Origin of the sequence: Caballeronia sp. AZ10_KS36, from assembly GCF_023631105.1 — a bacterium.
Taxonomy (GTDB): domain Bacteria; phylum Pseudomonadota; class Gammaproteobacteria; order Burkholderiales; family Burkholderiaceae; genus Caballeronia.
In genome coordinates this window covers 555,007-567,486 of sequence record NZ_JALQDQ010000001.1, presented here as the reverse complement: position 1 = coordinate 567,486, position 12,480 = coordinate 555,007, and the positions used below count along the sequence as shown (strand labels likewise).

Annotated in this window: 13 protein-coding genes; 11 read left to right on the top strand and 2 right to left on the bottom strand. The window is 63.9% G+C overall.

Annotated elements, in window-relative coordinates:
• The 9 genes from lptC to NCR35_RS02690 all read left to right on the top strand — a co-directional run bounded on the left by lptC (window position 1) and on the right by NCR35_RS02690 (window position 8,001).
• On the top strand, window positions 1-603 hold the full coding sequence (lptC, locus tag NCR35_RS02730) for an LPS export ABC transporter periplasmic protein LptC (RefSeq protein WP_175939336.1): 603 nt from the start codon (window positions 1-3) through the stop codon (window positions 601-603).
• 29 nt (window positions 604-632) lie between these two features.
• Entirely contained in the window at window positions 633-1,343 is a 711-nt protein-coding gene (lptA, locus tag NCR35_RS02725; RefSeq protein ID WP_250532938.1) for a lipopolysaccharide transport periplasmic protein LptA, read from the top strand.
• Window positions 1,340-2,122: an LPS export ABC transporter ATP-binding protein gene (gene lptB, locus NCR35_RS02720; RefSeq protein ID WP_244847812.1), complete on the top strand. Its 783-nt coding sequence runs from the start codon at window positions 1,340-1,342 to the stop codon at window positions 2,120-2,122. The genes lptA and lptB overlap by 4 nt, the downstream gene beginning before the upstream one ends.
• A gap of 162 nt (window positions 2,123-2,284) precedes the next feature.
• Window positions 2,285-3,802, top strand: a complete 1,518-nt coding sequence (locus NCR35_RS02715) for an RNA polymerase factor sigma-54 (protein ID WP_250532937.1) — start codon at window positions 2,285-2,287, stop codon at window positions 3,800-3,802.
• A gap of 183 nt (window positions 3,803-3,985) precedes the next feature.
• Window positions 3,986-4,345 carry a ribosome hibernation-promoting factor, HPF/YfiA family gene (gene hpf, locus NCR35_RS02710; protein ID WP_159835157.1) on the top strand — a complete coding sequence of 120 codons (360 nt, stop codon included), beginning with the start codon at window positions 3,986-3,988 and terminating at the stop codon, window positions 4,343-4,345.
• A gap of 350 nt (window positions 4,346-4,695) precedes the next feature.
• The gene (ptsN, locus tag NCR35_RS02705; RefSeq protein WP_350029039.1) at window positions 4,696-5,187 is read left to right on the top strand and encodes a PTS IIA-like nitrogen regulatory protein PtsN; all 492 of its coding nucleotides are present in this window, start codon (window positions 4,696-4,698) and stop codon (window positions 5,185-5,187) included.
• A 193-nt stretch (window positions 5,188-5,380) separates the two neighbouring features.
• Window positions 5,381-6,349, top strand: coding sequence for an HPr(Ser) kinase/phosphatase (gene hprK / locus NCR35_RS02700; RefSeq protein WP_008351692.1), 969 nt, complete (start codon window positions 5,381-5,383; stop codon window positions 6,347-6,349).
• Window positions 6,350-6,428: 79 nt separating this feature from the next.
• The gene (gene rapZ, locus NCR35_RS02695) at window positions 6,429-7,325 is read left to right on the top strand and encodes an RNase adapter RapZ (RefSeq protein WP_250532936.1); all 897 of its coding nucleotides are present in this window, start codon (window positions 6,429-6,431) and stop codon (window positions 7,323-7,325) included.
• A gap of 34 nt (window positions 7,326-7,359) precedes the next feature.
• Complete coding sequence (locus tag NCR35_RS02690; protein ID WP_250532935.1) at window positions 7,360-8,001, top strand: LON peptidase substrate-binding domain-containing protein; 642 nt, start codon at window positions 7,360-7,362, stop codon at window positions 7,999-8,001.
• On the opposite strand, the gene mutY is transcribed toward NCR35_RS02690, so the two are convergent.
• Both mutY and mutM read right to left on the bottom strand, forming a co-directional pair.
• On the bottom strand, window positions 7,998-9,059 hold the full coding sequence (gene mutY / locus NCR35_RS02685) for an A/G-specific adenine glycosylase (RefSeq protein ID WP_250532934.1): 1,062 nt from the start codon (window positions 9,057-9,059) through the stop codon (window positions 7,998-8,000). The genes NCR35_RS02690 and mutY overlap by 4 nt on opposite strands.
• A 5-nt stretch (window positions 9,060-9,064) precedes the next feature.
• Window positions 9,065-9,895 (bottom strand): bifunctional DNA-formamidopyrimidine glycosylase/DNA-(apurinic or apyrimidinic site) lyase, encoded by an 831-nt coding sequence (gene mutM / locus NCR35_RS02680; RefSeq protein ID WP_175939319.1) that lies wholly within the window; start codon window positions 9,893-9,895, stop codon window positions 9,065-9,067.
• A gap of 84 nt (window positions 9,896-9,979) precedes the next feature.
• Between mutM and NCR35_RS02675 the strand changes: the two genes are divergently transcribed.
• Window positions 9,980-11,836: a tetratricopeptide repeat protein gene (locus NCR35_RS02675; protein WP_250532930.1), complete on the top strand. Its 1,857-nt coding sequence runs from the start codon at window positions 9,980-9,982 to the stop codon at window positions 11,834-11,836.
• Window positions 11,836-12,471 carry a lipoprotein insertase outer membrane protein LolB gene (gene lolB / locus NCR35_RS02670; protein WP_250532929.1) on the top strand — a complete coding sequence of 212 codons (636 nt, stop codon included), beginning with the start codon at window positions 11,836-11,838 and terminating at the stop codon, window positions 12,469-12,471. The genes NCR35_RS02675 and lolB overlap by 1 nt, the downstream gene beginning before the upstream one ends.
• The last annotated feature ends 9 nt before the right edge of the window (window positions 12,472-12,480 follow it).

The following is a 12,480-nucleotide window of genomic DNA, read 5'->3' as shown; positions in this document are numbered from 1 at the left end:
ATGCCGCCCACCCGACGCCTCGCCTCGCTGTTGCCGCTTCTCGCGATGGCGGCGCTCGCGGGCATCACGTACTGGCTGTTGCAGGCCACGCTGCCTTCCGCGCCGCAGGCGCCCGAGCAGCCCAAGCGCCACACGCCCGACTACTTCGCGGATAACTTCTCCGTCTCCGAACTGGATTCCACCGGCACGACGCAATACCGGCTGACGGCGAAATCCATGGTCCATTACGAGGACGACGAGAACAGCGACCTGACGCTGCCCGCCGTGCGCATGTTCCAGCCGCAAAAGCCGATCGTGACGGCCACGGCGCAGCGCGGCACGGTGAACGGCGACGTGTCGATCGTCGATCTCTACGACAACGCCCGCATCCTGCGCGCAGCAGGTTACGGCGATCCGCAGATGCAGGCGGATTCGCAGCATTTTCGCGTGCTGGTGAACGACGATGTCATCGAAACGGAAAAGCCGGTTAAACTTCAGCGCGGTCCGTCGGTGATGACCGCCAACGGCATGAACTACAACAACGTCACCCGGGAAATGAAGCTCTTCGGTAACGTGCGCGGCGCGATCGCGGCCACGGATATCAATGGCGGCTCCTCCAAGTGAACCCGGGATTCCATCCTGATCTTGACTGCATGAACCACAGCTTCCCTTGTCCCGATGGCGGCCCCGCGGGCGCAACGTTCGCGCATCGCACCACCGCGCGCGTGAGGCGTGTGATGCGGGCCGCGCTGGCCGCAGCAGCCGCCGCGCTCGTCGCGCTGCCGCTCGCGGGCTTCTCGCCCGCCGCGCACGCCGAAAAAGCCGACCGCGACAAGCCGCTCAACATCGAAGCGGACAACATGTCCTACGACGATCTGAATCAGAAGAACGTCTTCACCGGTCACGTCGTCGCGACCAAGGGCACCATCGTCATCAAGGCGGATCGCGTGGAAGTCACGCAAGATCCGCAGGGCTATCAGTACGCGACCGGCACGTCCACCGGCAGCAATCTCTCGTACTTCCGCCAGAAGCGCGACGGCGTCGACGAATACATCGAAGGCAATGCCGTGCGCATCGACTATGACGGGAAGAACGACTTCACCAAGCTCACGACGCGCGCCGTGGTGCGCCGCCTGCAAGGTCTGACGACGGTTCAGGACGAAGTGCGCGGCAGCGTCATCACCTACGACGGGCAGAAAGACTTCTACACGGCGAGCGCCGGCAAGGATGTGGCCGGCCCCGGCAACCCGAGCGGCCGCGTTCGCGCGATGCTCGCGCCCCGCTCCGGCGGCGCCGCGCCGCTCAACGGCTCGCCCGCGACCCTCGCGCCGTCGAACACCATTCAAGGAACGCCGCAGCAGTGAATTCGCCCGCCCTGTCCCCAAGCAAGCCGGACGGCAAGTCGAGTTCGCTCGTCGTCCGCAACCTGAAGAAGCGGTACGGTTCGCGCACCGTCGTGAAAGACGTCTCGCTCGACGTGAAGAGCGGCGAAGTCGTCGGTCTGCTCGGCCCGAACGGCGCGGGCAAGACCACGTCGTTCTATATGATCGTCGGCCTTGTGCCGCTCGACGCGGGCGAAATCGATCTCGACGGCAAATCCATCAGCCTGCTGCCGATCCATCAGCGCGCGCATCTCGGGCTGTCGTATCTGCCGCAGGAAGCCTCCGTGTTCCGCAAGCTCACCGTCGAGCAGAACATTCGCGCCGTGCTGGAACTGCAAACGGACGCATCGGGCAAGCGACTGTCGAAGGATGCCATCACGCAGCGCGCGGAGGCCCTGCTCGACGAACTGCAAATCGCGCATCTGCGTGAAAATCCGGCGCTTTCGCTGTCGGGCGGCGAGCGGCGGCGCGTGGAAATCGCCCGGGCGCTCGCGACGAATCCCAGCTTCATTCTGCTCGATGAACCCTTCGCGGGCGTCGATCCGATCGCCGTGCTCGAAATTCAGAAGATCGTAAAGTTTCTGAAGCAGCGCAACATCGGCGTGCTGATCACGGACCACAACGTGCGCGAGACGCTCGGCATCTGCGACCACGCCTACATCATCAGCGACGGCAGCGTGCTCGCGGCCGGCGCGCCGAGTGAGATCATCGAGAATGAGAACGTGCGGCGCGTCTATCTCGGCGAGCATTTCCGCATGTAGCGTCAGCGCGATCCAGCGCTCGGCGATGCGGCGGATTACCGCATTTCCCGCGCGAAGACAGCAAAACTTACGTGCCGCCCTCGAGGCGGCACGCGCTTTTTTGGTTGGGCCGCGAGGTTTCGCGCGCGTGGCAAACTCTCTACAATGAAATAAAACTTTGCCATGAAAGCCAGCCTCCAACTTCGCCTATCGCAGCATCTTGCGCTCACCCCGCAACTGCAGCAGTCCATCCGGCTGCTGCAGTTGTCGACGCTCGAACTGCAGCAGGAAGTGGCGATGGCCGTCGCGCAAAACCCGCTGCTGGAAAACGACGACGACTGGATCGCGAGCCCGCTTCGAGTGGCGGCCGACGGCTCGCTGATTGCCACGGCCGGCGCGAGCAGCGCCGCCCCCGAGCCGATGATGAGCAACGGCTCCACTTCTAGTTCGTCGAGTTCCGAGCGATCGGAAAGCAGCGAGCCGCAGGGCGTCGACGAGTACAACGGCCTCTCGTCCGACGGCGGCACGGATTCGAGCAACTGGAATCTCGAAGACTACGGCCGTTCGAGCAACGCCTCGGACGACGACGACCTTCCGCCGCTGCAAATCCACGAATCGACTACGACGCTGCGCGACCATCTCACCGCGCAACTGCGCATGACGCAGGCCAACCAGCGCGACCGCGCGCTGATCACGTTTCTGATCGAATCGCTGGATGAGGACGGGTATCTCACGTCGTCGCTGGAAGAAATTCAGGCAGATCTGCCGGACGAACTTGAAGTCGATGTCGACGAACTCAGCGCGGCATTAGCCTTGCTCCAGAGTTTCGACCCGCCGGGTGTCGGCGGCCGGTCGGCGTCGGAGTGTCTGAAGCTGCAATTGTTGCGGCTCGATCCGTCGCCTACGCGCACGCTCGCGCTCGACATCGTCACGAACCATCTGGAACTGCTCGCCGCGCGCGACTTCACGCGCTTGCGCAAGCAACTGAAGGCAAGCGACGACGCGCTTCGAGACGCGCATGTGCTGATCCGGTCGCTGGAGCCGTTTCCCGGCGCCGCATACGGCAAGAGCGAAGCGGACTACGTGGTGCCGGACATTCTGGTGCGCAAATCCGCGAGCGGATGGACCGCGGAGCTGAACCCGGAGATCGTGCCGCGGCTGCGGATCAACCATCTGTACGCGAACATTTTGCGCAACAACCGTGGCGATCCGGGCAGTGGTTCACTGCGTCAACAGCTTCAGGAAGCACGCTGGCTGATCAAGAATATCCAGCAGCGTTTCGAGACGATTCTTCGCGTCGCGCAGGCAATCGTCGAGCGTCAGAAGAACTTTTTTGCGCATGGTGAAATCGCCATGCGGCCCTTGGTTTTACGGGAGATTGCTGATACGCTGGGTTTACACGAATCGACGGTTTCTCGTGTGACTACCGGGAAGTACATGCTCACCCCATTCGGGACGCTTGAATTCAAGTACTTCTTTGGATCGCACGTTTCCACCGACACGGGCGGCGCCGCATCCTCCACGGCGATCCGGGCCCTCATCAAGCAACTGATAGGAGCGGAAGACCCGAAAACTCCTCTTTCAGACAGCCGCATCGCCGAACTGCTGGCGGAACAAGGCTTCGTGGTGGCGCGGCGCACCGTCGCCAAATACCGCGAGGCGCTGAAAATCCCCGCAGTCAATCTGCGCAAGTCTCTTTGACCCGTCTCTGTGGTTCACCGCATACCGCGGTGGACTTTTACCGGCCGCAATCGCGAAAGCGCGGACGAGCCGGCCAAGCGGCCCGTTCCTTGCGCGTACAAACATCGTGCACGGCGGGACGCGTAGCCGACCGGTATCGGACGAGCCGCCGTGGTTCAACGGCCCTTAGCTTGGAGAGCAACTATGAATCTGAAGATCAGTGGACACCACCTCGAATTGACGCCTGCGTTGCGCGAGTTTGTGATCACGAAGCTGGACAGAGTGCTCCGTCATTTTGATCAGGTGATGGATGGCAACGTTGTCCTCTCGGTCGACACTCATAGGGACAAGGACAAGCGCAACAAGGCGGAAATCAATCTGCACCTGAAGGGCAAGGACATTTTCATCGAGAGTTGTGACGCTGATATGTACGCCGCCATCGACCTGATGGTCGACAAGCTGGATCGCCAGGTGATTCGCCACAAGGACAAGATCCAGGGTCACGCACACGAAGCCGCGAAGTACCGCGAAGAAGCGCACGGCCTGGAAGCGCCTTCGCCCTGAGCAACAGCAGCGCGAAACGACGCAGTCCGCCCGCCATCGGCGGGCGCAATTCGAGGCATTCCTCGAATCGAAAAGCGCCAGAGAAACGCCCGCTTCGGACAAACGCCGCCCATTGGCGGCGTTTTTGTTGCATAGTGCATGACGGCGTGGCACAAAGCATTGATTTTCCGGGCTTTGTACTGCACATTCGAGTGCGGCGACTGCAATGGCGCGCTGCACCATTGCGCTGTCCCCTGTTCTATAATGAGCCGGTTATGATCGGGGTCCGCAGTACGGGAACGCCGCAGGGAACGCCGCAAGCGCATCTTGCGTATCACCATCGCCGTGAGCGCTTTCAGACAGCAGCCACGATGAGGAGCTATCAGGCCACGCATCAGCCTGCCAACATGAATCGTTTAGCCAAATTTCTTCCCATCGAGAACGTGGTTCTCGGACTGTCCGTCACCAGCAAGAAGCGTGTATTCGAGCAAGCGGGCCTGATTTTCGAGAACCAGAACGGCATCGCCCGCAGCATCGTCACCGACAACCTCTTCGCCCGCGAGCGCCTGGGTTCGACCGGGCTCGGCGAAGGCGTCGCCATTCCGCATGGCCGCATCAAGGGGCTGAAGCAGCCGCTCGCTGCCTTCGTGCGCCTGGCCGAGCCTGTCGCGTTCGAATCGCCCGACGGTCAGCCGGTGTCGCTCCTCATCTTCCTGCTCGTGCCCGAACAGGCTACGCAGCAGCACCTCGAAATTTTGTCGGAGATCGCGCAGTTGCTCTCCGACAGCGAAGCGCGCGAGCGTCTGCACAAGGAAGAGAACCGTGAGGCGCTGTATCAGGTGCTCACGCAATGGCAACCGTAATCGCTTGTTAGACGCGGGCCACCGCTTCTGAAAGGCGTGACGAGCGCGCCGCGCCGCTCGCGCGCTTTTGACGCTTCTCGCGTGCGCGGTGCTTCTGCGGCACAATCGGTCACACGCAGCGCCATGCGGCGAACCGAAGCTCAGGCTTCGTCACGCGAAGGCTGCTCCCGGCTTCCAACGGAGTTCCGGCCTCATGGATACGTCCAGCATCAACGCCCAAAGTATTTTCGACGACAACGCCGCCGCTCTGAAACTCAGCTGGCTCACCGGGCACGAGGGCTGGGAACGCGGGTTTTCGAGCGAAACGGTGGCGAACGCAACGTCGAGCGCCGACCTCGTCGGCCACCTGAACCTCATTCACCCGAACCGCATTCAGGTGCTGGGCGACGCCGAGATCAACTACTACCAGCGCCAATCCGACGAAGACCGCTCGCGCCACATGGCCGAGCTGATCGCGCTGGAGCCGCCGTTTCTCGTGGTCGCGGGCGAAGTGGGCGCGCCGCCCGAACTCGTGCTTCGCTGCACGCGCTCGTCGACGCCGCTTTTCACCACGCGCATGTCGGCGGCGGCCGTCATCGACAGTCTGCGCGCGTATATGTCGCGTATTCTCGCGCCGCGCGCCACGCTGCACGGCGTGTTCATCGACATTCTCGGCATGGGCGTGCTGCTGACGGGCGATTCGGGCCTCGGCAAAAGCGAACTCGGCCTCGAACTCATCAGCCGCGGCCACGGACTCGTTGCCGACGACGCCGTCGATTTCGTGCGTCTCGGTCCGGATTTCGTCGAAGGACGCTGCCCGCCGCTTCTGCAAAACCTGCTGGAAGTGCGCGGCCTCGGTCTGCTCGATATCAAGACCATCTTCGGCGAGACCGCGGTGCGCCGGAAGATGAAGCTCAAGCTGATCGTGCAGCTCGTGCGCCGCCCGGACGGCGAATTCCAGCGCCTGCCGCTCGAAAGCCAGACCGTCGACGTGCTCGGCCTGCCCATCAGCAAAGTGACGATTCAGGTCGCCGCAGGCCGCAACCTTGCTGTACTGGTGGAAGCGGCAGTGCGCAACACGATTCTGCAATTGCGCGGCATCGACACGTTGCGCGATTTCATGGACCGTCAGCGGCTTGCCATGCAGGACCCGGACAGCCAGTTTCCCGGCAAACTCATCTGAAGCCCGCGCGTCTTCACGGAATCCGCACGAAGTCCGTACGATACGCAGGTGCTAAGATGAAGCGAACGAGCACACTTCCATGCGTATCATCCTGATTACCGGCATTTCCGGCTCCGGCAAGTCCGTCGCGCTCAATGCGCTCGAAGACGGCGGCTACTACTGCGTCGACAACCTGCCTCCGCGCTTTCTGCCCGAACTCGCCGCGTATCTCGCGAGCGAGGGGCAGCAGCGTCTCGCCGTCGCGATCGACGCGCGTTCGAGCCTGTCGCTCGACGAAGTTCCGTCCATCATCGACAACCTCACGAAAGCCTACGACCTGCGCGTGCTGTTCCTCAACGCCAGCACGCAGGCGCTCATTCAACGCTTCTCGGAGACGCGCCGCCGTCATCCGCTGTCCGGTCCGCCGGGGCACGACGCGAGCGTGGGCGTGCTGAATTCGCTTGGCGAAGCCATCGAGCGGGAGCGCGAACTCGTCGCGGGACTCGCGGAATACGGGCATCAGATCGACACGAGCAACCTGCGCGCAAACGTGCTGCGCGCGTGGGTGCGGCGCTTCGTCGAAACCGACGCCGCCGATCTCACGCTGATGTTCGAATCGTTCGGATTCAAGCGCGGCGTGCCGCTCGACGCCGACCTCGTCTTCGACGTGCGCACGCTGCCGAACCCGTACTACGACCGCGAGTTGCGTCCGTTCACCGGCTGCGACCAGCCGATCATCGACTATCTCTCGGCCCAGCCGATGGTCGGCGAGATGATCGACGATATCGACGGCTTCGTCGGCAAATGGCTGCCGCGTTTTCGCGACGACAACCGCAGTTATCTCACGGTCGCAATCGGCTGCACGGGCGGGCAGCATCGCTCGGTGTATATCGCGGAGGCGCTCGCCGCGCGCTTTCGCGACGCTGCAACCGTGATCGTGCGGCATCGTGACGCGCCCATTCCCGTGGATGAGAGCGCGAGCACCACGCGAACCTGATCGCCGCGCAGGCGGTCCACCCTGGAGGGGTGCGATGTCCTCGAATCCCGCGAATCCCGTTCTCTTCGACGTGCCGCTGTTTCCGCTGCACACGGTGCTCTTCCCCGGCGGGCTTTTGCCGCTCAAGATTTTCGAGGCGCGCTATCTCGACATGGCGCGCGGCTGCCTGCGGGAGAAGACGCCGTTCGGCGTGTGTCTTCTGAAGAGCGGTCACGAGATCGCGTCGCCGGGTGAGCCGTCGGTGCCCGAGACCGTGGGCTGCCTCGCGGAAATCATCGAATGCGATGTGGATACCTTCGGCCTGCTGCTCGTGCAGGCGCGCGGCACGGAGCGGTTCCGGCTGCTTTCGCATCGCGTGGAGGCGAGCAATCTGCTCGTCGGCACCGCCGAGCTATACGGCGACGACCGGCCGCTGCAAGGCGCGGAGGCGCTCGCCAAGTTCGGCGCATGCGCGGAAGTGCTCGAACGGATCATCGAGGCCATCAAGACGCGCGAGCCGGAGAACCTGCCGTTCATTGAGCCGTTTCTGCTGGACGATCCCACGTGGGTCTCCAACCGGCTCTCCGAAATCCTGCCGATTCCCATGCGCTCCCGCCAGAAGCTGATGGAGTTGCTGGACGCGGGCGCGCGCATCGACGTCGTGCATCACTACATGCAGCACCATCAACTGCTTTAGAGCAGCGTGCCGGTCAGCGCGTCGAGCAGCTTGCGCACGGGCGCGGGCACGCCGAACGAATCGATGCTAGACAGCGGCGCCCATACGGTGCGCGCGTCCTTTGCTTCCGGCGTCGCGCCGCGCATTTCGCCGAGGCGCGGCTCGATGTCGAGCTTGAAGTGCGTAAACGTGTGCGAGAAAGGCGCCAGGCGCTGCAAGTCCGCCTCGCAGCCGTTGTCTTGCGCGACTGCGGCGAGCGCCGCCTCATCGGGCGCTTCGGGCAGGCTCCACAATCCGCCCCAGATGCCCGTCGGCGGGCGCTTTTCCAGCAGGATCGAATCGCCGTCCTTCAGCACCAGCATCCACGTCTTGCGCGTCGGAACCGTCTTTTTCGGGCGCGCCGCAGGCAGTTCGCGCTGCCGCCCTTCGACATTCGCGACGCAATCCGATGCGAACGGACACCGCGCGCAGTCCGGCTTGCCGCGCACGCAAAGCGTCGCGCCGAGGTCCATCAGGCCCTGCGTGTAGGCGGTGACTTCGTGCTTGTCTGCGGCGTCGGGCAAGAGCGATTCAGCCAGCGTCCACATCGCGTTCTCGACGCGCTTCTCGCCCGGAAAGCCTTCCACGCCGAAGACGCGGGCCAGCACGCGCTTCACGTTGCCATCGAGAATCGTCGCGCGCGCGCCGAACGCGAACGACGCGATGGCCGCCGCCGTCGAACGCCCGATGCCCGGCAACTCCGCGAGTTCATCGACAGTCTGTGGAAACTCGCCGCCATGTTCGTGCGCGACGACCTGCGCGCAGCGATGCAGATTGCGCGCGCGCGAGTAGTAGCCGAGGCCGGCCCACAGCGCCATGACGTCGTCGATCGGCGCATCCGCGAGCGCGGTCACGCTCGGGAAGCGTTCGAGAAAGCGCGCGTAGTACGGAATGACCGTCGATACCTGCGTCTGCTGCAGCATGATCTCCGAGAGCCAGATGCGATAGGCGTCCCGCGTGTTTTGCCACGGCAGATCGTGACGGCCGTGAATGCGTTGCCACGCGATCAGGCGCGCGGAGAAATCGGTGAGTGCGAGCATCGGAATTAGCGTTGGCAGCGCGGACAAAAGTAAGTCGAACGCTGTCCCTGGACGATTTGGCGGATGGCCGTGCCGCAGACGTGGCACGGCAGACCCGCGCGATCATAGACGAAGTAGTCGAGCTGAAAGTATCCCGATTCGCCATTGCTGCCGACGAAATCGCGCAGCGTGCTGCCGCCTTTGTCGATGGCCGCGGCGAGCGTCACGCGCACCGCATCCGCGAGCAGATCGTAGCGCACGAGCGAGATGCGGCCAGCGGCGGTCGTCGGCCGGATGCCCGCGCGAAAGAGGCTCTCCGACGCATAAATATTCCCCACGCCCACGACGATGCCGCCCGCGAGCAGCGCCTGCTTCACCGAGACCTTGCGCCCGCGCGTCTCGCGAAACAGCAGCGCGCCCGAGAACTCCGGCGAGAACGGCTCGACGCCGAGACTCGCGAGCAGCGGATGCGCGAGCACGTCGCCGTCTTCGCGCGGATGCCAGAGAATCGCGCCGAAGCGGCGTGGATCGCGAAAACGCAGAATGAATTCGTCGAAGACCAGATCGACGTGATCGTGCTTCGCCGCGTCCGGCGGCCGCGGCACGTTGCGCAGCACGCGCAGCGTGCCGGTCATCCCGAGATGAACGATGAGCCAGCCTTCGGCCGTCTCGAACAACAAATACTTGCCGCGCCGCTCGACCTTCTCGATTTTCAGGTGCCCGAGCGTCTTCGCGAGATGCTTCGGGATGGGCCAGCGCAGCGCGGGCGTGCGAACGTCGACATGCTCGACGCGCCTTCCCGCGACGTAGGGTTCGATTCCCCGGCGGGTGACTTCGACTTCCGGAAGTTCGGGCATTTTCTGGAGAGAGACTTGCTGGGGCGAGTGTGCCGGTATTTTAGCGACCGCGTTACAATCGACCGAAACATCGTCTGGATTTCCATGAACTCGTTCGTCATGAAGCTGTTTGCGAAGCGTCAGGCCGGCTTGACGCAATCGTTCGCGATGCCAATGTCCCGCGCCGCCGGCGCGGTGGCGCTGGCACTCGCCGCACTCGCGTTTGCGCCCGCGCATGCGCAGTCGCCCAACGCGACGCCCGTTCCAGGCGACGACGATTCCGCTGCGCAAACGGCCGCCGACGCGCTGACCGCGCCCGTCAGCGGCGCGGAGCAGCAAGACCTGCCGAACGTGGCCGTATCGAGCCAGATCGTGTTTCAGGTGCTGGCCGCCGAAGTCGCGTTGCAGCGCGGACAGCCCGCGCCCGCTTTCCAGACTTACCTCTCGCTCGCCCGCGACACGCACGATCCGCGCTTCGCTCAGCGCGCGACCGAAATCGCGATTGCCGCGCAAAGCCCGAACGACGCGCTCACGTCCGCGCAACTCTGGCAGCAGTTCGCGCCGCATTCGGAGCGCGCGGCGCAGTTGAGCGCATCGCTTCTGATCGTCGCCGGCAAGCCCGACGACGCGAAGCCCACGCTCGAGCGCGAACTCGCGAAGGTGTCGCCCGAGCAGCGCGGCGAGGCGCTTCTGTCGTTGCAAGCGCTGCTGGCGCGCGGCCCGAATCGGGTGGGCGGCCTCAACGTGCTCAAGGATCTCACCGCGAACGACCGCGATCGCCCGGAAGCGCAACTCGCGATCGCGCGTCAGCAATTGCTGGCGGACGATCAACCGGGCGCGAAGGCATCGCTCGAAAAGGCGCTGCAATTGCGGCCCGACTATCTGCCCGCTGCGTTGACGCTCGCGCGCATGGGGCCGCAGGAACGCGCGGAAGGCATCGCTTCGTTCGAGCAGTATCTGGCGAAGAACCCGAAGTCGCATGATGCGCGGCTCGCGCTCGCGCAACTGTATCTGTCGTCCGACCGGCTCGACGACGCGCAGAAGCAGTTCGAAATCATGCGCAAGAACGATTCGAAGGACCTGACGCCGTTGATGGCGCTCGCGCTCATCGACATCCAGAAGAAGCAGTTCGACAAGGCGAAGGACTATCTGAACCAGTACGCGAAGGCGGCCGAAAGCACGCCGGGCGCGGACCCTGGTCAGGCGTACATCTATCTCGCGCAGCTCGCGCTCGAACAGAAAGATGAAGCCGCCGCCGCGCAATGGCTCGACAAGATTCCGCGCACGAGCCAGCAGTATTTGCCCGCGCAGATCACGCGGGCGCAATTGCTTGCGAAGCAGGGCAAGGTGGACGATGCGCGCGCGCTCATCAACAGTCTGCAAAGCTCGGATCCGCGCGATCTCGCGCTTCTCGCGCGCACCGACTCCGCGATTCTCTTCGAAGCGCATCGCTATAAAGAAGCGGAGGAGAATCTGGCGAAGGCGGTCGCCGCGTTTCCGGACGATCCCGACCTCGTGTACGACTACGCGATGGCGGCCGAAAAGAACGGCCACTACGACGTGATGGAAACGCAATTGCGCACGCTGATGCGCACGCAGCCGAACAATCCGCAGGCGTATAACGCGCTCGGGTATTCGCTCGTCGACCGGAATCAGCGGCTCGACGAAGCGGTGCATCTGATCGAGAAGGCGGTATCGCTCGCGCCGAACGACGCGTTCATCATGGACAGTCTCGGCTGGGCGCGCTTCCGCCAAGGAAACGCAGCCGAAGCCGAGAAGATCCTTAAGAATGCTTATGACCTTCAGCCGAACGCGGAGATCGGCGCGCATCTCGGCGAAGTGCAGTGGAAGTCCGGCCAGCAGGACCAGGCGCGCGCTACGTGGCGGCAGGCTCAGAAGCTCGAACCGGGCAACGATACGCTCGTCAAAACGCTGAAACGACTTCAGGTGAACGATCTCTAATGGCATTCGACTTCTTCGCCGGCGCGAAGCGTCGCGGGGCGCGGCGTTGCGCGCTCGGATTTGCGGCGGCTGCCGCGCTGGTCTTGTCCGGCTGTGCGCTTCAACCGCGCCTGCCGACCACGTCGGAAGGCTCGACATCGCTCGCGACGCAGACGAGCCGCATGTACCACGGGCGCTTCGCCGTGCAATACGACGATCAGAACGGCGTCGCGCGTAACGCCTACGGCAACTTCGACTGGCAGGAAACGGGCGATACGGTCACGCTTCAGTTACGCAATCCGCTCGGGCAGACCATGGCGATCGTCACGTCTTCGCCTTCGCTCGCGACGCTCGAATTGCCGAACCGCCAGCCGCTCAACGCGGACAACGTCTCGGATCTGATGCGAAACGCGCTCGGCTTCGCGCTGCCCGTCGAAGGCTTGCGCTACTGGCTGCAACCGTCGCCGGCGCCGACATCGCGCGCACAGACGACGCCCGACCCCGAATCGAACACCGGCCGTCCCAAGGAAATCAAGCAGGACGGCTGGACGATCGATTACCTCGCCTATGCGGAGCCGCCTGCCGCCGGCGTGAAGCGCATCAATCTCACGCGCAACGAGCCGCCGCTCGACATCAAGCTCGTCATCGACCAGTAACGCCTTCTT